This is a genomic window from Rhodanobacter sp. Root179 (assembly GCF_001428465.1).
Lineage (GTDB): Bacteria > Pseudomonadota > Gammaproteobacteria > Xanthomonadales > Rhodanobacteraceae > Rhodanobacter.
Genome location: NZ_LMHR01000086.1, coordinates 63,840 through 85,096, shown reverse-complemented (window position 1 = coordinate 85,096; position 21,257 = coordinate 63,840). Strand labels below are relative to the sequence as shown.

Annotated in this window: 19 protein-coding genes; 16 read left to right on the top strand and 3 right to left on the bottom strand. The window is 67.5% G+C overall.

The features are described 5' to 3' along the window. Nucleotides 1-20: 20 nt before the first annotated feature. The 3 genes from ASD82_RS14185 (at nt 21) to ASD82_RS14175 (ending at nt 2,888) form a co-directional block, all read left to right on the top strand. Nucleotides 21-956, top strand: a complete 936-nt coding sequence (locus ASD82_RS14185; RefSeq protein WP_056718465.1) for a nucleoside hydrolase — start codon at nt 21-23, stop codon at nt 954-956. An 81-nt stretch (nt 957-1,037) separates the two neighbouring features. Further along, a complete protein-coding gene (locus ASD82_RS14180) occupies nt 1,038-1,292 on the top strand; it encodes a type B 50S ribosomal protein L31 (RefSeq protein ID WP_007807226.1) in 255 nt (84 codons plus the stop codon). A gap of 300 nt (nt 1,293-1,592) precedes the next feature. After that, nucleotides 1,593-2,888 carry a citrate synthase gene (locus ASD82_RS14175; protein ID WP_007807225.1) on the top strand — a complete coding sequence of 432 codons (1,296 nt, stop codon included), beginning with the start codon at nt 1,593-1,595 and terminating at the stop codon, nt 2,886-2,888. A gap of 64 nt (nt 2,889-2,952) precedes the next feature. Here ASD82_RS14175 and ASD82_RS14170 read toward each other — a convergent pair whose 3' ends face one another. Both ASD82_RS14170 and ASD82_RS14165 read right to left on the bottom strand, forming a co-directional pair. Then, on the bottom strand, nt 2,953-3,627 hold the full coding sequence (locus ASD82_RS14170) for a hypothetical protein (RefSeq protein WP_056718464.1): 675 nt from the start codon (nt 3,625-3,627) through the stop codon (nt 2,953-2,955). 66 nt (nt 3,628-3,693) lie between these two features. After that, nucleotides 3,694-6,219 (bottom strand): penicillin-binding protein 1A, encoded by a 2,526-nt coding sequence (locus tag ASD82_RS14165; protein WP_056718463.1) that lies wholly within the window; start codon nt 6,217-6,219, stop codon nt 3,694-3,696. Between the two features lie 272 nt (nt 6,220-6,491). Between ASD82_RS14165 and ASD82_RS14160 the strand changes: the two genes are divergently transcribed. From ASD82_RS14160 to ASD82_RS14110, 11 genes are all read left to right on the top strand, one after another. Further along, the gene (locus ASD82_RS14160; protein ID WP_056718462.1) at nt 6,492-7,550 is read left to right on the top strand and encodes a pilus assembly protein PilM; all 1,059 of its coding nucleotides are present in this window, start codon (nt 6,492-6,494) and stop codon (nt 7,548-7,550) included. Then, entirely contained in the window at nt 7,550-8,269 is a 720-nt protein-coding gene (locus tag ASD82_RS14155; protein ID WP_056718461.1) for a PilN domain-containing protein, read from the top strand. The genes ASD82_RS14160 and ASD82_RS14155 overlap by 1 nt, the downstream gene beginning before the upstream one ends. Nucleotides 8,270-8,271: 2 nt before the next feature. Beyond that, complete coding sequence (gene pilO, locus ASD82_RS14150; protein WP_056718460.1) at nt 8,272-8,931, top strand: type 4a pilus biogenesis protein PilO; 660 nt, start codon at nt 8,272-8,274, stop codon at nt 8,929-8,931. Continuing rightward, entirely contained in the window at nt 8,928-9,470 is a 543-nt protein-coding gene (locus ASD82_RS14145) for a pilus assembly protein PilP (RefSeq protein WP_056718459.1), read from the top strand. Before pilO ends, ASD82_RS14145 begins: the two co-directional genes overlap by 4 nt. Before the next feature lie 55 nt (nt 9,471-9,525). Beyond that, a complete protein-coding gene (locus tag ASD82_RS14140) occupies nt 9,526-11,685 on the top strand; it encodes a type IV pilus secretin PilQ (protein WP_056718458.1) in 2,160 nt (719 codons plus the stop codon). A 179-nt stretch (nt 11,686-11,864) separates the two neighbouring features. Beyond that, entirely contained in the window at nt 11,865-12,860 is a 996-nt protein-coding gene (locus tag ASD82_RS14135) for a MoxR family ATPase (protein ID WP_056718457.1), read from the top strand. After that, nucleotides 12,857-13,792, top strand: a complete 936-nt coding sequence (locus ASD82_RS14130; protein ID WP_056718456.1) for a DUF58 domain-containing protein — start codon at nt 12,857-12,859, stop codon at nt 13,790-13,792. The genes ASD82_RS14135 and ASD82_RS14130 overlap by 4 nt, the downstream gene beginning before the upstream one ends. Continuing rightward, nucleotides 13,789-14,295: a DUF4381 domain-containing protein gene (locus tag ASD82_RS14125; RefSeq protein WP_056718455.1), complete on the top strand. Its 507-nt coding sequence runs from the start codon at nt 13,789-13,791 to the stop codon at nt 14,293-14,295. Before ASD82_RS14130 ends, ASD82_RS14125 begins: the two co-directional genes overlap by 4 nt. Then, on the top strand, nt 14,288-15,274 hold the full coding sequence (locus ASD82_RS14120) for a VWA domain-containing protein (RefSeq protein ID WP_056718454.1): 987 nt from the start codon (nt 14,288-14,290) through the stop codon (nt 15,272-15,274). Before ASD82_RS14125 ends, ASD82_RS14120 begins: the two co-directional genes overlap by 8 nt. After that, nucleotides 15,271-17,160 (top strand): tetratricopeptide repeat protein, encoded by a 1,890-nt coding sequence (locus ASD82_RS14115; protein ID WP_056718453.1) that lies wholly within the window; start codon nt 15,271-15,273, stop codon nt 17,158-17,160. Before ASD82_RS14120 ends, ASD82_RS14115 begins: the two co-directional genes overlap by 4 nt. Further along, nucleotides 17,157-18,857, top strand: a complete 1,701-nt coding sequence (locus tag ASD82_RS14110; RefSeq protein ID WP_056718452.1) for a BatD family protein — start codon at nt 17,157-17,159, stop codon at nt 18,855-18,857. Before ASD82_RS14115 ends, ASD82_RS14110 begins: the two co-directional genes overlap by 4 nt. A gap of 33 nt (nt 18,858-18,890) precedes the next feature. Here the strand turns inward: ASD82_RS14110 and ASD82_RS14105 are convergent, their stop codons facing one another. After that, nucleotides 18,891-19,409 (bottom strand): O-acetyl-ADP-ribose deacetylase, encoded by a 519-nt coding sequence (locus ASD82_RS14105; RefSeq protein WP_056718451.1) that lies wholly within the window; start codon nt 19,407-19,409, stop codon nt 18,891-18,893. A 71-nt stretch (nt 19,410-19,480) separates the two neighbouring features. Between ASD82_RS14105 and ASD82_RS14100 the strand changes: the two genes are divergently transcribed. Further along, complete coding sequence (locus ASD82_RS14100; protein WP_056718450.1) at nt 19,481-19,936, top strand: MarR family transcriptional regulator; 456 nt, start codon at nt 19,481-19,483, stop codon at nt 19,934-19,936. A gap of 207 nt (nt 19,937-20,143) precedes the next feature. Then, entirely contained in the window at nt 20,144-21,256 is a 1,113-nt protein-coding gene (locus ASD82_RS14095) for an efflux RND transporter periplasmic adaptor subunit (protein ID WP_056718513.1), read from the top strand. Nucleotide 21,257 lies beyond the last annotated feature (1 nt).

The following is a 21,257-nucleotide window of genomic DNA, read 5'->3' as shown; positions in this document are numbered from 1 at the left end:
ATCTCACCCGACCCGTCCACATGACCAAGCCGCAACTCCTGATCGACACCGATCCCGGTGTCGACGACGCCCTCGCCATCCTGATGGCTTACGCCCATGCCGATGTGGCCGGCCTCAGCATCGCCGCGGGCAACGTGGGCCTGGGCCACACCGTGCGCAATGCGCGCACCCTGGTCGACCTGGTGGGCATGACGACGCCGGTCTTCGCCGGGTGCGCCATGCCGCTGGTGCGCGCACCGGAAGAAGACGCCGCCTTCGTGCATGGCCAGGACGGTTTCGGCGATGTGGGTTTCGCCGAACCCGCCGCCGCGGTGTCGGCCGAATCCGCGGCGCTGGCGCTGTTGCGCCTGACCCGCGAGCGCCCCGGCGAGTTGACCCTGGTGGCGTTGGGCCCGCTGACCAACCTGGCGCTGGCGCTGCGGCTGGACCCGAGCCTGCCCGAACGGGTGGCGCGACTGGTGGTGATGGGTGGTGCGGTCACCGGTCACGGCAACACCGGCAAGGTGCCGGCGGAATTCAACATCGGCTTCGACCCCGAGGCGGCCCACGTGGTGTTCGAGGCGTTCCCGGCATTCGACCTGGTCGACTGGGAAGCCACCCTGCGGCACGCCTTCGACGATGCCGAGTTCGACCGCTGGCTGGCCGCCGGTGACCATCGCGCGGATTTCTTCGGGCGGATCGTGGCCACGGCGCGTCGCTACAACGCCCGGCACGAACGCACGGGACTGGTCGCCGCGGACGCCCTGGCGATGGCCGTCGCGCTGGACCCCTCGATCGTTACCCGCTGTGAAAAGCGGGCGGTGGCGGTGGAGCTGGATGGTCGCCTGACCCGCGGCGCCACCGTGGTCGACTGGACGGCGCGGCTGGGCCGACCGGCCCAGGCGAACATCGTGCTGGAGGTGGACCAGGCCCGCTTTGCGGCGATGGTGAAGCGCGCGCTGGGCGTTCCGGCCTGATCCGCGGGTGGGGGCGACTTGCGCAGCCAGGCGCATCCTCGTTACAATGCCGCTCTTTTCACCACCGCTTTAGAGCCAGCCATGAAGCCTGATATCCATCCGAATTACGTCCCGGTGGTGTTCCAGGACCTGTCGTCCGACTTCTCGTTCCTGACCAAGTCGACCATGTCCAGCAAGGAAACCATCAAGTGGGAAGACGGCAACGAGTACCCGCTGATCAAGGTGGATATCTCCAGCCATTCGCACCCGTTCTACACCGGCAAGCAGAAGACGCTTGACGTGGGCGGCCGCGTCGACAAGTTCCGTCGCCGTTACGCGGGCTCCGTCAAGGAGTAATCGCCGGTTGCTGCGGGCCGGTCGCTGCAGGCGCCTGGCGCCGGTCAGCAGACCCGATCGCCAACGCGGTTCGAAGACACGGGGCAGGCGCAGGCCTGCCCCGTGTCTTTTCGTGTCCGGCATTCGACCATTCGCCATCGAATGCGCGCGTGGCCTTGTGCGATAATGGCGGGTGAGCTGACGCCAAGGCGTTCGTTGCTTCGGCTGTTTTCCCCGGCCGCCGAAGCCAGGCATTCCGCACCGGACGGCATCGCCCATGGCGATGCCGTCCGGTGATGACCCACATGCAAGGAGATTTCCGTGTCCGATCCCAAGATCGTCAAGTTGGTGGATGAGTCGACCAGTCGCAGCAGCGAGCTGCCCCTGGTCAGCGGCACGCTGGGACCAGCGTGCATCGACATCGCCACCCTGTACAAGGACACCGGCCACTTCACCTACGACCCGGGTTTCGGCAGCACCGCCAGCACCAAGAGTGCGATCACCTACATCGACGGTGACAAGGGCGTGCTGCTGTATCGTGGTTACCCGATCGAGCAGCTGGCCGAGAAGTCCAGCTTCCTCGAGGTGGCCTACCTGCTGCTGAACGGCGAGCTGCCCAAGGCGGACGAGTTCGCTGCGTTCGAGCATGATGTCTCGCATCACACCATGCTGCACGAGTCGCTGAAGAACTTCTTCCAGGGCTTCCACCACGACGCGCACCCGATGGCGATGCTGGCCGCGGCCGTCGCCTCGTTGTCGGCGTTCTACCACGACGACCTCAACGTCGATGATCCGGCCGACCGCAAGCTGGCCGCGATCCGCCTGATCGCCAAGATGCCGACGATCGCCGCGGCCTGCTACCGCTATTCGATCGGCTGGCCGTCGCGCTATCCGCGCAACAACCTCGAGTACGTCGACCGTTTCCTGCACATGATGTTCGAGGTGCCGAGCGAGCCGTTGCAGATGAATCCGGTCGCGGCCAAGGCGCTGGACCTGCTGTTCATCCTGCACGCCGACCACGAGCAGAACGCGTCGACCTCGACGGTGCGTCTGGTCGGTTCCACCGGCGCCAATCCGTACGCGTCGATCGCCGCCGGCATCACCGCGCTGTGGGGCCCGGCCCACGGTGGCGCGAACGAGGCCGTGCTCAAGCAGCTCGAGGAAATCGGCAGCCCGGACAACGTCGAGTCGGCGATCCTGCGCGCCAAGGACAAGAACGACAGCTTCCGCCTGATGGGCTTCGGCCATCGCGTGTACAAGAACTTCGACCCGCGCGCGAAGATCATCCGCGAGATGTGCCACAAGGTGCTGGCCGAGCTGGGCGTGAAGGATCCGCTGCTGGACGTGGCGATGAAGCTGGAAGAGGCGGCGCTGAAGGACGAATACTTCATCGAGCGCAAGCTGTATCCGAACGTCGATTTCTACTCGGGCATCATCTACAAGGCGCTGGGCATTCCCACCGAGATGTTCACCGTGATGTTCGCCATCGCCCGCACCGCCGGCTGGATCGCGCACTGGATCGAGCAGCATGAAACGCCTGGATCGCGGATCGGTCGCCCGCGCCAGGTCTATACCGGTGCCGACGTGCGCGACTTCGTGCCGACGACGAAGCGCTGAGCATCTGCGGTTGAAGGAAAGCCCTGGCCATGGTCGGGGCTTTTTTCATGCGGGACAGATCGCTTCAGCGCAGGGCGGCGCTCAACTGCTGCTCGAAATCGTCGGCGGGATCTTCCGCCAGCAGCAGTTCCACCTGGGTCAATGACGCGCGCCGCATCGGCCGGTCGTCGGCACGATCCAGTGGCGCCTGGCGCAGCGCGTCGCGCGGCAGCACGGTGAGGTCGAACGGCAGTTCGTCGGCGGCGAACAGCAGCACCTGATATTCCGGCTGATCCTCGTCGCGGCCGTACCGCAGCCGGCGCACCTGGGTATCGAACGGCACGCCGTGTTCGCGCAGGTAGAGCATCACGGCCTCCGGATCGTCGCTGTAGACGTGCAGGCACACGGCCGAGTGGGCGTCCGCCGTGCCTTCCAGCACCGCGCCGACCAGGCGGGGTTCGAAGGCGGCCAGGAAACGCATCGCGTCGAACGCCGCCTCCCGGCGTTGCCGCAGCAGTTGCGGCTGGCTGTCGCCGAGGAACAGGCGCTGGTGTTCGCGCAAGGCCTGCTCGATTTCCTGGTTGCGGGGCAGCGCCTGGGTGTCGAGGATGCCCAGGCGTTCCGCCGCCTTCAGCTTGGCGTGGTGGAAATCGCGGATGCCGTGCTCGCTCATCAGCCGCGCCGCTTCCTGGGCGATGCGGACACGGTTGCGTTGCAGGCGGTCATGCGTGTGGATGCGGTGGTGCTCGCCTCGTGACATGGACAGGGCGCTCCTCATCATGCGGTAACGGCAGCTTCCGTTGGGCGGGCCGCTGCCGGCGAGGGTTCAGAAGATGTCGTAGGCGTGTTGCTGGTCCTGCTCCTTCTGCTGGGCGGCCTGGCTGCGCAACCGGTCGACGTCTTCCACCTTGAAGATTTCGCTCATGGCATCGGGATCGCCCGCGCCGGAGGGCAGTCCGCTGTAACGGTTGATCATTACCGTACTGATTCCCGGCGGCATCGGCAACGTGCTGGACGGCTGGTCCTTGAGCGCGCTGCCCATGTAGGACATCCAGATCGGCAGCGCCGCCTTGGCGCCGAACTCGCCCCGGCCGAGCGAGCTGTAGTCGTCGAAGCCCACCCACACGGCGGTCGACAGCTCGCCGTTGAAGCCGACGAACCAGGCGTCGCGGTGGTCGTTGGTGGAGCCGGTCTTGCCGGCCAGGTCGTCGCGTCCCAGCGCGCGGGCGGCCGAACCGGTGCCGCGCAGGATCACGTCCTTCATCAGCGACACCATCAGGTAGTCGTTGCGCACCTCGATCACGTGCGGCGCCAGCACCGGGGCGTGCGCACCGGCGCCGTGCGCATCGGCCGGAAGCACGGCTTCGCCCACGCCGTCGACGCTGCTCGACTCGGCCGGCTCGCCGGCCTGGCTGGCCAGGTTGTTGGCCGGCGTCGGATTCATGTCGGCTGGCGGCGGGCCGGGCGGATTGGTGTCCAGCAGGCGCTCCTGGCAATTGCGGCAGGCGCGGGCCGGGTTCGCCACGTAGACCGGCGTGCCGTTGCGGTCGTCGATCTCGTGGATGAAATACGGCGTGACCAGGTAGCCGCCATTGGCGAACACGGCGTAGCCGCGAGCCATGCTCATCGGCGACACCGAGGCGGTGCCCAGCGCCATCGACAGGTTGGCCGGGATGGCGTCCTGCGAGAAACCGAAGCGGGTTGCGTACTCGCGCATGAAGCGCACGCCGATGGCGTCGAGCAGGCGCACCGAGACCAGGTTCTTCGACTGCACCAGCGCCTCGCGCAGGCGCATCGGACCGGCGAACTTGCCATCGTCGTTGGATGGCGTCCAGATGCCGTTCGGTCGCGATGGGTCGGGCAGGGCCAGCGGGGCGTCATTGATGATCGAGGAGGGCGTAAAGCCCCGCTCGAACGCTCCCGAGTACAGGTACGGCTTGAAGCTGGAGCCGGGCTGGCGGGCGGCCATGACCGCGCGGTTGAACTTGCTGCGGACGAAGCTGAAACCGCCCACCAGGGCCTGAATCGAGCCGTCCTCCGGATTCACCGAGGTCAGCGCGGCCTGCGCGGCGGGGATCTGCGCCAGCTGCCATTCGCCCTTGTCATCGCGGGCCAGGCGGATGATGTCGCCGCGCTTGAGCACGGCATCGACCCGCGTCGGCGTGGCTCCGACCCGGTCGTCACTGATGTGCGGACGAGCCCAGCTGAGGGCGGCCAGGTCGAGAATCGCGCTTTCGTGACTGGACAGGTAGACCGTTGCCTGCCTGGCGTCGCTGGCGGTGACGATGCCCGGCTGCATGCCCGAGATGCTGCCGTAACTGCCCAGCAGGTTGTCGAAATCGGCGTCGCCCGCATTCGCGGGCAGGTCCTGGTGGGCTTCCGGGCCGCGCCAGCCGTGGCGGCGGTCATAGGCGATCAGCCCTTCGCGCACCGAATCCACCGCGGCCTGCTGACGGCCGCTCTGCACCGTGGTCTTCACCACGTAGCCCTCGGTCAATGCGTCGTTGCCGAAGCGATCGAGCACCTGCCGGCGCACCATCTCGGCCAGGTAGGGGGCGTCCACCTCGATCGGTTGCTCGTGCGGGAAGGCGTGGTTCGGTTCGGCGATCGCCTGCTCGTAGACGGCCTTGGTGATGTAGTCGTGGCGCAGCATTTCGCCCAGCACCCAGTTGCGCCGCGCAATCGCCCGCTTCTGCCCGTTGATCGGATTGACCACCGAGGGCAACTGGAAGGTCGAGGCGATCAGCGCGCACTCGGCCACGCTGAGCTGGTCCAGGGTCTTGCCGTAGTAATACTCCGCTGCCGCGGCCACGCCGTAGGAACGATGGCCGAGGAACATCTTGTTGAGGTACAGCTCGAGGATCTGGTCCTTGCTCAGCTCGTGCTCGATGCGCAGCGCGATGAAGATCTCGGTGAGCTTGCGCGAATACAGTTTCTCGGGGCTGAGGAAGAAGTTGCGTGCCACCTGCTGGGTGATCGTCGAGCCACCTGGACCCTTGTCGCCGCCGGTCACCACCACATGCCAGCCGGCACGCGCGATGCCGTGCCAGTCCACGCCGGGGTGGTGGTAGAAGTCGGCGTCCTCGGCCGAAAGCACCGCATGCTTGAGCCGGTCGGGCACCTTCTCGATGTCCACCGGGATGCGCCGCGTCTCGCCGAAGCTGGCGATCAGCTTGCCGTCCGCACTGACCACCCGCAGCGGTACCTGCATGGGGTAGTTCTTCAGCTCGGCCACCGAGGGCAGCCGGGGAGAGATCAGCCAATACGCCACACCAACCGCGATAACTGTCAGGAGCAAACCGGAAAAGGCCAGGAGCAGAGCCCAGCGCAACAAGCGTTTGAAAATTTGCATGGTGTGGAGATAGCGAGACCTGAGTCAAAACATGGCAGAGTATAGATGTAGCAGTATTCCTCGCATGAGGCATGGTTTGCCAAAGCTCGAACCGGCCCGCCGAAGCAAGGGTCGAGCCAAGAAGGGGTTTCGCCTAAATGTGGCCCGGATCACGCCAATCACTTGAGAAAGTTTCCGTAGACCGTTGCCATTGCATTAATTTTTCGATTTAATGCCACTGCGCACCCCGCCAGGTTTCTGGCTACGGGCGTCAGCGGCAAGGGGGAAACACCGTGGGGCTCTTTACACCGAAGAAGCCGGCGCTGATTGGTGTCGACATCAGTTCGACTGCCGTCAAGCTGCTGCAGCTAAGTCAGGCGGGTGGCCGTTATCGCGTTGAGCACTACGCGGTCGAGCCACTGCCGCCGAACGCCGTGGTCGAGAAGAACATCGTCGAGATCGAGGCGGTGGGTGATGCGATTCGTCGCGCGCTGGCACGCTCGGGCTCCAAGCTCAAGCACGCCGCTGCGGCGGTGGCCGGCTCCGCCGTGATCACCCGCATCATCCCGATGACCAGCGAGTTGTCCGACGACGATCTGGAAGGCCAGATCCAGGTCGAGGCGAACCAGTACATCCCGTATCCGATCGACGAAGTCAGTCTCGACTACGAGGTACTCGGCCCGGTCCGCGACAACCCCGACATGAACAACGTGCTGCTGGCGGCCTCGCGCACCGAGAACGTCGACATGCGGGTGGCTGCGCTGGACCTGGGCGGGCTCACCGCCGCGGTGATCGACGTGGAGGCGTTCGCGATGGAGAACGCCTTCGCCATGATCGCCGACCAGCTCAATGTCAGCCGTGAGGCGCTGGTGGCCGTGGTCGACATCGGCGCCACCATGACCACCCTGTCGGTACTGCGCAACCAGCGCACGATCTACTCGCGCGAGCAGGTCTTCGGCGGCAAGCAGCTGACCGACGAGATCATGCGGCGTTTCGGCCTTTCCTACGAGGAAGCCGGCCGCGCCAAGCGCAAGGGCGGCCTGCCCGAGTCCTACGAGACCGAGGCGCTGGAGCCGTTCAAGGAATCGCTGATCCAGCAGATCAGCCGCCTGCTGCAGTTCTTCTTTGCCGGCAGTGAATACAGCAAGGTCGACCAGGTCGTGCTGGCCGGTGGCTGTGCTTCGATCGAAGGCCTTGGTCCGATGCTCGAAGAGCAGCTCGGCGTGCCCTGCGTCGTCGCCAATCCGCTGGCCCGCATGTCGCTGTCGCCTCGGGTCCAGGCGCAGTCGCTGGCGCAGGACGCCCCCGCGTTGATGATTGCGGTGGGCCTCGCCTTGAGGAGCTTCGACTGATGGCACACGTCAATCTACTTCCGTGGCGCGCCGAGCGACGCAAGCAACGCGAGCGCGAGTTCTACATGCAACTGGTTGCCGCCTTCGTGGTCGGCATTGGCGCGTTGCTGGTGTGGATGTTCTGGATGGACCAGCGCATCGACAACCAGAATGACCGCAACGCCTACCTGCAGACCGAGATCAAGCAGCTCGACGTGCGCATCGCCAAGATCAAGGAGCTGGAGAAGGTGCGCGAGCACCTGCTGGCCCGCAAGCAGATCATCGAGCAGTTGCAGGCCGACCGCTCGCAGATGGTGCACCTGTTCGACGAACTGGTGAAGACGATCCCGACCAGCGCCCGCCTGACCGGACTCAAGCAGAGTGGCCAGTCGATGTCGCTCGACGGCGTGGCGCAGTCCAACGCCAGCGTGGCCGAATACATGCGCAACATCGAAGTCTCGCCGTGGATGGGCCATGCCGACCTGCGCCAGACGCAGAACACGCATGATGCCTCCCGCATGCCCTACTCGTTTGGCCTGAACGTGCAACTGAGCAAGCCGAAAACCGACGAAGTCGACCCCACCAAGACGCCGTTGCCGCCCGCGGGCAGCAGCTCCAGCGCCGCGCCGGCCGTACCGGCACCGCTGGGTGCGGCGGCCAAGGCAGTGACCACGCCCGCGGCCCCGGTGACGCCGGAAGCCAAGCCGGTCAGTGCGCCGGCTGCGAAGGGAGGTGTCTGATCATGAGTTTCCTCAGTGATATCCAGAACCTCGATCGCAACAACGTCGGTGGCTGGCCGCAGTCGGTAAAGATCTTCTTCACCACGCTCCTGTTCGGCCTGGTATTGCTGGCCGGCTGGTACTTCGTCATCAGCGACCAGCAGGACAGCCTGAATTCGCTGGCCAGCAAGGAAGGTTCGCTCAAGCAGGAATTCGCCACCAAGCAGGCCAAGTCGGTCAACCTCGAGGCGCTGCAACAGCAGCTCGACGAGATGCAGGACATGCTGCGCCAGTTGCTGCGCCAGCTGCCCAGCAAGACCGAGATGCCGGAGCTGCTGACCGACATTTCGCAGACCGCGCAGTCGGCAGGCCTGGAGACCGACCTGTTCCAGCCCGGTCCGGAGACGCCGAAGGACTTCTACGCAGAGCGACCGATCGCCCTGAAGTTCAGCGGCACCTACCACCAGTTCGGCACCTTCATCAGCGGCGTGGCTTCGTTGCCGCGGGTGGTGATCCTCACCCTGCACGACGTGTCGCTGACACCGAAGGCGGCGGGCGACAAGGGCGCGAACGGGCAACTGGTCCTGCAGGGCACCGTCAAGACCTATCGCTACCTCGATGACGATGAGAGCGCGGCATCAGCCAAACCCGCGGGCAGGAACAGGGCGGGGGGCCGGAAATGAACAAGCAGACATTCATCAAGCCGGCACACGCTGCACGCTTCGCGCTGATGCTGGGCGCCGTGCTGGTCCTCGGTGGCTGCACCCGCGGCATGTCCGACCTGCGCAGCTGGGTAGCGCAGGAAAAGGCCAAGAAGGGCGCGCCGATCCAGCCGTTGCCGGTGATCAAGACCTTCGAAACATTCAAGTACGACGACCAGGATCGCCGTGATCCGTTCAGCCCGAGCACGGCCGAGCTGGACAACAACACCGCCAACACCGGTCCCAGGCCGGACGCCAACCGCGCCAAGCAACCGCTTGAGCTGTTCGCGCTGGACAGCCTGAAGATGGTCGGCACGGTCGGAGCCGGCGGCAGCATGGAAGTGCTGGTCAAGGACCCGGGCGGGGTGATCCACCGCGTCCATGTCAACGAGTACATGGGTCAGAACTACGGGCATATCACGGCGATCAGCGAAGACCATATTGATCTGGTCGAGCTGGTATCCAACGGTAATGGTGGCTGGATGGAACGTCCTGCCAGCATCGCGCTCGACGCGAAATAGGTAGACAGGGGCTGATGCAATGAGCAACCAAATCCAATCCGTGCGGGGCCGTGTCATGCGCCATGCAAGCCGTTACATGCTGATGGGCCTGCTGATCGCTGGCGCCACCTGGACCAGCGCTGCGATGGCAGCCACCACCACGCTGAAGAACATCAGCTACGACGCACTGCCCGGTGGCAGCGTGGAGTTGCACATGGACTTCGGCAATGGCCCGGTGCCGGATCCGAAGATCTTCACGACCGGCAACCCGCCGCGCATCGCGGTGGACTTCGCCGACACCGACAACGCGGCGCCGCGCCATCTGGACATCGGCAAGGGCTCGACCTCGGGCGTGTCCGCCGTCTCCGCTGGCGGTCGCACCCGCGTCGTGGTGGAACTGATGCGTGAGTCGAGCTACCGCTCGCGGATCGACGGCAACAGCCTGATCCTGACCGTGAACAACGGCAGCACCGACCAGGCGGTGACCACCGCAGCCACGATCGACCCGACCAAGGCCCTGCCGTCCTCGTCGAACGGTCCGGCCATCTCCAACATCGACTTCCGTCGTGGCCCCAACGGCGAAGGTCGCGTGCTGATCAACTTCAGCGGCAGCGGCGCCAACGCCGAAATGACCCGCAGCGGCGACAAGGTGCTGGTCACCATCGATCACGCCAACCTGCCGGCCAACCTGGCCCAGCGCCTCGACACGCTCGACTTCGCCACGCCGGTGCAGTCGATCGTCACCCGTACCGGCAACGGTGGCGGTGCGCGCATGGAGATCGCGGTCAAGGGCAACGTGGAAACGTCCGCCTACCAGACCGCCGACCAGTACGTGGTCGAAGTGGCGCCGAAGAAGGCCGACGCCAAGCAGGCCCAGCTGGGCAAGCTCGACCAGGAGCCGAGCTACAACGGCAAGCGCGTCACCTTCAACTTCCAGGACATCCCGGTGCGCTCGGCTCTGCAGCTGATCGCGGACATCTCCGGGCTCAACCTGGTCGCTTCGGACAGCGTTGGCGGCAGCGTCACCCTGCGTCTGGTCAACGTGCCGTGGGACCAGGCGCTGGACGTGATCCTGCGTGCCAAGAGCCTCGACAAGCGCCGTAACGGCAACGTGGTCTGGGTCGCCCCGCAGGCCGAGCTGGCCAAGTACGAACAGGATCTGGCCGACGCGAAGCTGAAGGCGCAGGACACCGCCGAGCTGGTGACCGACTACGTGCCGATCAGCTACGGCAAGGCGTCGGACATCGCCACCTTGCTCACCACCGGCAGCAAACAGGGACAGGGCGGTGGCGGCAGCAGCAGCGGCAGCAACACCCAGCGTGGCTTCCTCTCGCCCCGCGGCAGCGTCTCCTTCGACGTGCGTACCAACACCCTGCTGCTCAACGACACGCCGGAGAAGATCCGCCAGTTGCGCGAGCTGATCGCGGTGCTGGACAAGCCGGTGCAGCAGGTGCTGATCGAATCGCGCATCGTGGTCGCCACCGACGACTTCACCCGTGAACTGGGCGCGAAGTTCGGCATCAGCGGCAAGCAGACCAACCCCAGCGGACAGGTGCTGCAGCTCGGCAGCGGCGTGCCCAGCGCAATCGGCAACAACAGCGCCCCGAACACGGTCGGCTCCGGTGGCCTCAACGTGAACCTTCCCACCAGCCTGAAGGGCGGCAGCTTCGGCCTGGCCATCCTCGGCGCGAACTATGCGCTGGATCTGGAACTCTCCGCCGCCCAGACCGAAGGTCGTGGCGAGGTGATCTCCAGTCCCCGCGTGATTACCGCCAACCAGCAGGAAGCGGTCATCCGCCAGGGTCAGGAAATCGGCTACGTGACGTTCCAGAACAGCGCCGGCGGCGGCGCCGGCAGCGGTACCGCCACGGTCCAGTTCAAGGACGCCGTGCTGGAACTGAAGGTCACCCCGACGATCACCGCCGACAATCGCGTCTACCTGATGATCAACGTCAAGAAGGATGCGCTGGCCGGTTACGTCGACGCCCCGGGAAGCGGCAAGATCCCGACCATCGACACTCGTGAGGTCAACACCTCGGCGTTGGTCGACAACGGTCAGACCGTCGTCCTCGGTGGCATCTACGAGGTCAACAAGTCCAACACCATCACCAAGGTGCCCGGTCTGGGCGACATCCCCGGCATCGGTGCCCTGTTCCGCAGCACGTCGCGGGTCAACACCAAGGCCGAGCTGCTGATCTTCGTGACGCCGCGGATTCTCAGCGACACCTTGCAGTAAGTTCTGGCAGTACCACGAAAAGAGGCGGCTTCGGCCGCCTCTTTTTTTATGCGTGACGGCTGGCATGTGCCCGGCGATGGAATTTCCGGCATGGTTGATGGTCTGTAGCACGCCGAGCGAACTTGAGGTCCGGTCGACCCAACGATCAGGCCGCCTTCGCCTCAACCACGGAACGCCTCATGGATACACCCGAAACCGGGCCTTCGAGCCACCTGCAATCATCCTTTGCGCAGCTGCGCGACGATCTGCAGCAATGCATCATCGGCCAGCCGCATCTGGTGCAATGCCTGCTGGTGGCGCTGCTGGCGGATGGCCACCTGCTGGTCGAGGGCGCACCCGGGCTGGCCAAGACCACCGCGGTCAAGGCGCTCGCGGCACGGATCGAGGCAGACTTCCATCGCGTGCAGTTCACCCCCGACCTGTTGCCGGCGGATCTGACCGGCACCGATGTCTTCCGTCCGCAGTCGGGCAGCTTCGAATTCGAGCGCGGTCCGCTGTTCCACAACATCATCCTTGCCGACGAGATCAACCGCGCGCCGGCCAAGGTGCAGTCGGCGCTGCTGGAGGCGATGGCCGAGCAGCAGATCACCGTCGGCCGCAGCACCTGGCAGCTGCCCGAATTGTTCATGGTGATGGCGACGCAGAACCCGATCGAGCAGGAAGGCACGTTCACCCTGCCCGAAGCCCAGCTCGATCGTTTCCTGATGCACGTGACGATCGGCTATCCCGACGCCGCCGCCGAGCTGGCCATCCTCAAGCTCGCGCGCGAACAGGCGAGCCGTCGGGCCCATCCGGTGGCCGCTGCTCCGGCGCTGTTGAGCCAGGCCGACGTGTTCGCCGCGCGCGATGCGGCGATGGCGGTGCACATGGCGCCGGCGCTGGAGGAATACCTGACCCAGCTGGTGCTGGCCACGCGCGACGCCGGGCACTACGGGCCGGAGTTGAAGCGCTGGATCGCCTGGGGCGGCAGTCCGCGCGCCACCATCGCGCTGGATCGCTGTTCGCGGGCCCAGGCGTGGCTGTCGGGGCGCGATTACGTGCTGCCCGAGGATGTGCACGCGATTGCCCATGAAGTGCTGCGCCATCGCGTGCTGCTCAGCTATGAGGCCGAGGCCGAAGGCGTGCGGCCCGACCAGGTGATCGGGCGCCTGCTGGATCTCGTGCCGCTGCCGTGAGCGCCGTCGTCTCCCGAGCCGCCGACGGCGATGGACTCAGCCGGGTTTCGCTGTCCGAACTGATCGCCCTGCGCGCCAGGGTCGGCAAGGTGCGCCTCGCGCCCATGCCGAGCCGTGCCGCCCGCAGCGGCCAGCAGTCCAGCCGTCTATACGGCCGCGGCATGGACTATGCCGAATCGCGGGTCTACCAGGCCGGCGACGACGTGCGTCGGCTCGACTGGCGGCTGACCGCGCGCAGCGGCAAGCTGCATACCAAGCTGTTCCAGGAGGACCGCGAAGGCTGCCTGCTGATCCTGCTCGATACACATGCCAGCATGCGTTTCGGCACCCGCGTGCGCTTCAAGTCGGTGCAGGCCGCGCGCGCGGCGGCGGCGGCGGCCTGGTGCGCGGTGCGCGCCGGCGAACGCGTCGGCGTGATGGCGTTCGGACATGCCGATCAGCTGGTGCGGCCACAGGCTGGTCCGCGTGGCGCGCTGGCGGTGTGCGGCGCCATGGCCGAGTGGGATGCGCACGCTGCACCGGATCGGCTCGAACCGCTCTCCGATGCGCTGGCGCGCGCCGGCCGCGTCCTGCACGGCGCCAGCCGCGTGCTGCTGATCAGCGATGGCTTCAGTTGCGACGATGCGGCACGCAAGCGGCTGCTCGATCTGGGCCGCCATGCGCAGGTCAGCGTGCTGGTAGTGGCCGACGTGCTGGAACTGGCGCCGGCGACGCCGGGTCGTTACCCGCTGGAGCACGCCGGCGAACGCTGCGAGGTGATGCTGCATTCCGAGCGACAGCGTGGCGATTTCCAGCGCGTGCTGGGGGCCGGGCAGGCGCGACTGGGTGAACTGGCCCGTTCACTGGGGCTGCGCTGCAGCAGCATCGACACCACGACGGATGCGTTCGATGCAGTGGGCGGCCTGCTCGGCACGCGAAGGAGCGCCCGATGATCCCGCTCACCGGCCCGCAACTGCGCGACATCCATCTGCCCGCCGAGCCGGCTTGGTGGCCGCCGGCGCCGGGCTGGTGGGCGCTCGCGCTCATCGCGCTGCTAATCACAGGCGTGGCGATCGCGTTCGCCCGCAAGTATCGCGGCGTGCTGCGCCAGCGACGGGAGGTGATGCACGAGCTGGAGCGGATGGCCGCGCAATACGATCGGGATGCCGACGCGGCGCGACTGGTCGGCGGACTGCATCAGCTGCTGCGCCGGGTCGCGCGTCGTCACGATGCGCGTTCCACCCGGCAGCGTGGCGAGGCCTGGCGACGCACGCTCGCCCGGGTGCCGCTGGATGCGGCGACGATGGCGCAGCTGGCGGAGCTGGAGCAACACCTCTATCGACCGCCGACGGCGTTCGACCACGTCGCGACGATTGCCGCCGTGCGTCGCTGGCTGCAGCAGGCGCTGCAGCCGCGACGCTGGAAGCCGCTGCCCGCGGAGCAGGCCGATGGCTGAGTTCGCCTGGCCCTGGGTGATCGTGTTGTTGCCGCTGCCGTGGCTGCTGCGGCGCTGGCTGCGTCCCGTCGCGCCCGGCCAGGCATTGCATCTGCCGCAACCTGGCGTGCGCCTGGCCAGCGTGGCCGGCAAGCGCGCGAGTGGACTGACGCCGTGGCTGCTGGCGCTGGCCTGGCTGTGCCTGCTGGCGGCCGCGGCGCGACCGCAGTGGGTAGGTCCGCCGCAGGCCCAGCAGCGCAGCGGACGAGCGCTGATGCTGGCGGTGGACCTGTCTGGCAGCATGCGCACCGGCGACATGCAGCTGGCCGGCCAGCAGGTCAATCGCTTCGCGGCGGTCGAGGCGATTGCCGGCGACTTCATCGCCCGCCGCAACGGCGACGAGATGGGCCTGATCCTGTTCGGCAGCCAGGCCTTCTTGGTCACGCCGCTGACCTACGATCTTTCCGCCGTGCGTGCGCAGCTGCAGGGCGCGGCGGTGGGGCTCGCTGGCACCGAAACAGCCATCGGCGACGCCATCGCGGTGGCGGTCAAGCGCCTGTCGGCCTTGCCCGAGCAGGCCCGCGTGCTGGTGCTGCTCACCGACGGCGTCAACAACGCGGGCAGCATTGCGCCCCGCGACGCGGCCCGTGCGGCGAAGGCGGCCGGCGTGCGGATCTACACGATCGGCATCGGCGCCACCCGGCTGCGCATCCCCGGCTTCTTCGGCAGCCAGCTGGTCAATCCTTCGGCCGACCTCGACGCCGACATGCTCACCGACATCGCCACGCAGACCGGCGGCCGTTTCTTCCGCGCCACCGACAGCAGCGAACTGGCCGCAGCATACCGGGCGATCGACGCGCTGGAGCCGATGCCGCAGCATGGCCCGGCGCTGCGCCCGCGCCACGAGTTGTTCCGCTGGCCGTTGCTGGCGGCCATTGCGCTGCTGTTGCTGGTGGTGCTGCCGCAGCGCTTTTCGCGCGTGCCGGAGCGGATGGCATGAACGAGTTGCTGCAGCAGTTCCATTTCCTGCGGCCGGGCTGGCTGCTCGGCCTGCTGGCGTTGCCGCTGATCGGCTGGTTTGGCACGCGCCGCGATGGCGGACAGGTGGCGTTGTCGCATCTGGTCGATCCGGCCCTGCTGCCACACCTTTTGCGCGGTCGCGCCCGTCACGCCCATCTGCCGGTGTGGCTGTTCGCGCTGGCCTGGACCCTGGCCGCGCTGGCCCTGGCCGGACCGACCTGGAGCCGCATCGAACAACCCCTGTATGCCAGCCGCCCGGCGCAAGTGGTGGCGATCTCGTTGTCGCAGCACATGCTGGCCCGTGATGTCGCGCCCAGTCGTCTGGATCGCGCGCGCTACAAGGCGCGCGACCTGCTGCAGGCAAACCGGGACGGTCTCAACGCGCTGGTCGGCTACGCGGGCGAAGCCTTCGTGGTGGCGCCGTTGACCGCCGATGCACACAGCCTGGATGACCTGCTCGACGCGATGGCGCCCGACACCATGCCGGTGGATGGCGACAACGCCGCCGCCGCGATCGAACGTGGCGCGGCGCTGATCCACGATGGCAAGGCGGGCGGCGGTTCGCTGGTGCTGATCACCGACCACGCCGATGCGGCGGCGCAGGCGGCGGCGCGCAAGGCAAACGCCGCGGGTGTGCACGTGTCGGTGCTGGGCGTGGGCACGCCGGCCGGCGGTCCGGTGCCCTCGCCGGATGGCGGCTTCCTGCGCGACGCGGGCGGCAACATGGTGCTGTCGCGCCGCGATGACGCCGCGCTCGGCGCACTGGCCGCCGCCGGCGGTGGACGCTACGTGGTGATGAGCGCCGACCCGGCGGACATCGACGCGCTGCACGGCGAGCTGCGCCACACCCGCGCGACCCTGGCCGAAGGCCAGGTCGGCGACGAGTGGCAGGATCGCGGTCCGTGGTTGCTGCTGCCGCTGTTGCTGATCGCCGCGATGGCGTTCCGTCGCGGCTGGTTGCTGGTCGTGCCGCTGCTGGTGCTGCCGCTGTTGCCCGGCACCGCTTCGGCCACCAGCTGGAAGGACCTGTGGCAGCGCCCCGACCAGCAGGCGGCGCAAGCCCTGCGCCAGGGCGACGCGAAGCGCGCCTTGCAACTGGCCCGCGATCCCGCATGGCGCGGCGCCGCCGCCTATCGTGCCGGCGACTACCAGGCGGCGGCGCAATCCCTGCATGAGGTTCCCGGCAGCGACGGGGCCTACAACCTTGGCAATGCGCTGGCGAAACAGGGCGAATACAAGCAGGCGATCGCCGCTTATGACGAAGCCTTGAAGCGCGATCCGGCCAATGCCGACGCCAAGGCGAACCGGCAGGCGGTCGAGGACTGGCTGCGCCAGCAACAGCAGTCGCCGCAGGACCAGAAGGAACACGAAGGCCACGACGGCAAGAAGAACCAGTCGTCGGCGGGCGAGCAGGGCAAGGCTGGCCAGCAGGGTTCGCAGGGCCAGCAGAAGAATGGCGAGGGCCAGGATCAGCCGTCCGGACAATCCGGCAAGGGCGACAAGCCGCAGGACGAAAACGGCAAGCGCGATTCGTCGCAGGAGCCGTCCGGCAAGGAAGGCGAGAACCCGGCCAAGCCACAGACCGCGCAGGAACAGGCCGAACAGAAGGCGCAGGCCGAACGTGCGCAGCAGGCGTTGAAACGGCAGATGGACGAGGCGCTGGCCGGGGAGGCCGGGGACAAGAGCAAGGACGGCCACCAGCTCGGCGCGCTGGCCAAGGACGATCCGCAGGCGAAGCTGCCGGCGGATCTGCGCCACGCGCTGCAGCGCGTGCCGGACGACCCCGGCGCGCTGTTGCGGCGCAAGTTTCAGCTCGAGTACCAGCAGCGCCACGGTGGCGCCACGAACGAGGATGGAGAACCGTGATCCTGCGAAAGTTCATCGGCGGATGCCTGCTGGCGCTGGCCTTGCTGCCGGCACTGGCACTGGCCGGCGACGTCTCCGCGACGCTGGATCGAAACGATGTCCAGCTGGGCGAGACGGTGACCCTCAACGTGCGGGTGAACGGCCAGGGCATGGGTGTCGCCGCGCCCGACCTGGGTGCGTTGAACCGGGACTTCCAGGTCCTCGGCAGCTCGCAGAACAGCAGCTACAGCATGGTCAACGGCAAGGCCAGCGCCGAGCTGACCTTCGGCATCGCGCTGCGCCCGCGGCACACCGGCGTGCTGCAGATTCCCGCGCTGAGCGTGGCCGGCAGCCAGACCACGCCGCTGCAACTCACGGTGACCGCGCCCGATCCGAATGCGGCCAGCACCTCGTCGAAAGACGTGTTCATGGAATCGCAGATCAATCCGGCGCGGGGCTATGTCGGCCAGCAGTTCACCTACGTCACGCGGCTGTATTACGCCGCCCGCATCGGTGGTGACGCGCCGCAGCCGCCGCAGGTCGCCGGCGTGGAAATCGTGCCGCTCGGCAAGGGCCTCAACTACGACACCGAACGCGGCGGCCGCAGCTATCACGTGCTCGAACAGCGCTACGCGGTGACGCCGCAACACGCGGGCAAGGTGGAAATTCCGCCGGTCGATTTCGAAGGCCAGGCGGCCGATCCGCGCGACCCGGACAGTTTCTTCGGCGCCACCGTGCCGGTCAGCGCCAGCGCCCCGGCGCAGACGCTCGACGTGAAGGCGGCGCCAGCGGACTTCGGCGGCAGCGCATGGCTGCCCGCGCGCGAACTGAGTCTGAGCCTGGATGGCTGGCCCACGGCGCAGGACGCCGCGCCGCGGGTCGGCCAGCCGTTCGACCTCACGATGAATCTGCAGGCCACCGGACTGTCGCAGGAAGCCCTGCCGGCGCTGAGCCTGCCGCCGCTGGACGGTGCCACCGTCTATCCGGACAAGCCGGTGAGCGGCAATCGGCAGGACGGCGAATGGGTCACCGGCCGGCGCCAGCAATCGTTCGCGATCGTGCCCGAACGCGCCGGCCCGCTGACCATTCCCGCCACCACGCTGAAGTGGTGGAACGTGGTCAGCGACAAGATGGAAGTGGCGCGGATACCCGCCCATACGATCGACGTGCTGCCCGCCGTGGGCGCGCCAGCCACGCCACCGGCAGCAGCGGCAGCCACGCCGGCGGTGACGGGCGATCACACTGCGGCCACCGGCTCGACGAACGGGGCGGCAAGCACGCCGTGGCGCTGGATCGCGCTGGCCAGTTTCGGTCTGTGGGTGCTCAGCCTGGCGGTCTGGTGGTGGTGGCGTCGCCGTTCCGGTGAGGCGGCGACGTCAGTCGCGCCCGCGCGGTCGTCCGCCCGAAATGCCCAGCTGGCGTTCCTGGCCGCCGCACGCGGCAGCGATCCGGCGGCGCAGGCGCGCGGTCTGCTGGCATGGGCGCGGGCGGAACGCCCGGCGATCCAGCATCTGGGCGATCTGTCGGCGGCGCTGGATGATCCGCGCCAGCATGCGGCGATCGCCGCGCTGCAGCGGCGACATTACGCCGGCGCCGCCGTGCCGGAGCCCGACGCGAACCTGGCCGAGGCATTCAAGCGCGGCTTCGCGTGGCGTGCGGCGAGTGCGGCAGGCAAGGACTCCGGGCTGGCGCCGTTGTATCCGTTCAAGCTGGACTGACCGCTCCGGCACCGCGCGGCGATGGCGGTGTCCCTACGTGGCAAGCGCCTGTGCGAACACCGCGCGCATCGCCTCGCTGAAGCAGCACAACGTGACATCGATGCCTTCGTCGTCGGCCCGCTCCTCGCGCAGCGTGCGCACCGCCACCGCGGCGGCCAGTTCGCGCGGGTAGCCGTAGACGCCGCAGCTGATCGCGGGAAAGGCGATCGTCCGCAGTTCCCGTTCGCGCAGCAGGCGCAGTGCGTTGCGATAGCACTGGCCCAGCAAGCGCGCTTCGTCATGGTGGCCGCCATGCCAGACCGGTCCCACCGTGTGGATCACGTGACGCGCGGGCAAGTCGAAGCCCGGTGTGATGCGTGCCTCTCCGGTGGGGCAGCGCACGCCGGGCGCGGACTGGGGAAGCACGCGACAGGCAGCCAGCAGGCCGGGACCGGCGGCGCGATGGATCGCGCCGTCGACACCGCCGCCACCGAGCAGGCCGGGGTTGGCCGCGTTGACGATGGCATCGACGTCGAGGCGGGTGATGTCGGCGAGGAGGGTGCTGATCGGCATGGCTTCGCGCAATGTGCGGCTTGCCCTATGCTGCAGGCAGGCATTCTGAAGCGCTGAGGTTGCAACGCATCATGGCGAAAACGGAAGACATTTCCTTCGGTTACCTGCTCAGCGACGTGACCCTGCTGTTCCGCAAGCACTTCGATCGTCGCGCGGTGAAATTCGGGCTGACCCGCGCCCAGTGGCGTGCCACCAAGATGTTGTACCACCGCGAGGGCCTGCGGCAAAACGAGCTGGCCGAGTTTCTGGAAATGGAACCGATCGCGGTGGGCCGCGTGATCGATCGCCTGCAGGCCGCCGGTTTCGTGGAACGCCGGCCCGACCCGAAGGATCGCCGCGCATGGCGCCTCTACGTCACCGATCAGGCGAAGGTGATCGTGGGCGACATGGAAGTCATCGCGCGGGAGCTGCGCCGGGACGCCACCCGCGGCATCGACCACGACGAGCTGAAGCACGCGCTGGCGGTGATCAACCAGATCAAGGAAAACCTGCAGGCGCTGGAGCAGGGCCCCGGCGCCGACGATTGATCATCCCGCGGCTGACCAGTGCCATCAGTCGCGGTCATGACTTGCGTCATGCGGGGCATAGTGGGCGGTGTCCCGCCACCGCGGGGTCAACCGCAGGCGCGCTGCCGCGTTGAAACGTGGCCGCGCCAGCATCAGCCAGTGACCCGCTTCGCCATCGAGCGATCCGCCGTCGTCGCATCAGGCAAGAAGATCGAGAATTCACCGCGCATGTCCTGGAAAAAAATCGCCCTCGTGCTGGCCGCCCTGCTGGTGGTCGCGGTCGCCGTCCACTTCGGGCGCGGCGGTGGAGGCGGGGCCGACCCGGTTCGCGCGCCCGCGGCGGTGCCGGTGGAAGTGGCGACGGTCACGCAGGGCGACATCGAGTTGTCGTTGAAGCTGGTCGGTCGCGTCGAGCCGTGGTCGACGGTGACCTTGCGCGCACGGGTGTCGGGCCAGTTGCAGTCGCTGTCGTTCACGCCCGGCGCGGTGGTGCGCAAGGGCAGCGTGCTGGCGCAGATCGACCCGGCCCTGCTGAAGGCGCAGCTGGACCAGGCGCGTGGCAACGTGGCGCGTGACCAGGCGCTGTTGCAAAAGGCCGAGGCCGACCAGCGGCGCTATGCCGACATGCTGGGCAAGGGTTTCGTCTCCAGGGCCGACTACGACCTGTACCAGGCCAACCTTGCCGTGGCCAAGGCCAACCTGCAGACCGATCGCGCCGCGCAGGAACTGGCACAGACCCAGCTGGACTATGCGCGGATCGTGGCGCCGTTCGATGGTATCGCCGGCGCGCCGCTGGTATACCCCGGCGCGCAGATCAGCGCCGACAGCACCGACATCGTGCTGCTCAACCAGGTCGAGCCGGTACGCGTGGCGTTCAACATTCCCCAGGACAGCCTGCCGGCCGTGCGCGCCGCGCGGCAGAACGCTCCGCTCGAGGTGCAGGTGGCGATCTCGGGCGATCAGGCCGCGCCGCTGACCGGCGCGCTGGACTTCATCGACAACGCGGTCGACACCAGCACCGGCACCATCGTGCTGAAAGCGCGCTTCGACAACGCCGGACACCGGCTCACGCCGGGCCAGTTCGTGCAGGTGATGTTGCCGACCACGCGGCTGACCCACGTGGTCAGCGTGCCGGTGCATGCGCTGCAGAGTTCGACCAGCGGCAGCTTCGTGTTCGTGCTTGGCGCCGATGGCAAGGTGCAGCAGCGTACCGTCACCACCGGGCCGACCAGCGCGGGGCGCACGGTGATCGACAAGGGCCTGAAGGCCGGTGAGAAGGTGGTGACCGAAGGCCAGATGCTGCTGGTCGACGGCAGCGCTGCCGTGGTCAGAAAGGGTTGAG

Coding starts and splice junctions, on each gene's coding strand:
- ASD82_RS14180 (WP_007807226.1), top strand. CDS start 1,038: ATGAAGCCTGATATCCATCCGAATTACGTCCCGGTGGTGTTCCAGGAC.
- ASD82_RS14115 (WP_056718453.1), top strand. CDS start 15,271: ATGAACGAGTTGCTGCAGCAGTTCCATTTCCTGCGGCCGGGCTGGCTG.
- ASD82_RS14105 (WP_056718451.1), bottom strand. CDS start 19,409: ATGCCGATCAGCACCCTCCTCGCCGACATCACCCGCCTCGACGTCGAT.
- ASD82_RS14120 (WP_056718454.1), top strand. CDS start 14,288: ATGGCTGAGTTCGCCTGGCCCTGGGTGATCGTGTTGTTGCCGCTGCCG.
- ASD82_RS14185 (WP_056718465.1), top strand. CDS start 21: ATGACCAAGCCGCAACTCCTGATCGACACCGATCCCGGTGTCGACGAC.
- ASD82_RS14125 (WP_056718455.1), top strand. CDS start 13,789: ATGATCCCGCTCACCGGCCCGCAACTGCGCGACATCCATCTGCCCGCC.
- ASD82_RS14165 (WP_056718463.1), bottom strand. CDS start 6,219: ATGCAAATTTTCAAACGCTTGTTGCGCTGGGCTCTGCTCCTGGCCTTT.
- ASD82_RS14135 (WP_056718457.1), top strand. CDS start 11,865: ATGGATACACCCGAAACCGGGCCTTCGAGCCACCTGCAATCATCCTTT.
- ASD82_RS14155 (WP_056718461.1), top strand. CDS start 7,550: ATGGCACACGTCAATCTACTTCCGTGGCGCGCCGAGCGACGCAAGCAA.
- ASD82_RS14100 (WP_056718450.1), top strand. CDS start 19,481: ATGGCGAAAACGGAAGACATTTCCTTCGGTTACCTGCTCAGCGACGTG.
- ASD82_RS14095 (WP_056718513.1), top strand. CDS start 20,144: ATGTCCTGGAAAAAAATCGCCCTCGTGCTGGCCGCCCTGCTGGTGGTC.
- ASD82_RS14145 (WP_056718459.1), top strand. CDS start 8,928: ATGAACAAGCAGACATTCATCAAGCCGGCACACGCTGCACGCTTCGCG.
- pilO (WP_056718460.1), top strand. CDS start 8,272: ATGAGTTTCCTCAGTGATATCCAGAACCTCGATCGCAACAACGTCGGT.
- ASD82_RS14170 (WP_056718464.1), bottom strand. CDS start 3,627: ATGTCACGAGGCGAGCACCACCGCATCCACACGCATGACCGCCTGCAA.
- ASD82_RS14140 (WP_056718458.1), top strand. CDS start 9,526: ATGCGCCATGCAAGCCGTTACATGCTGATGGGCCTGCTGATCGCTGGC.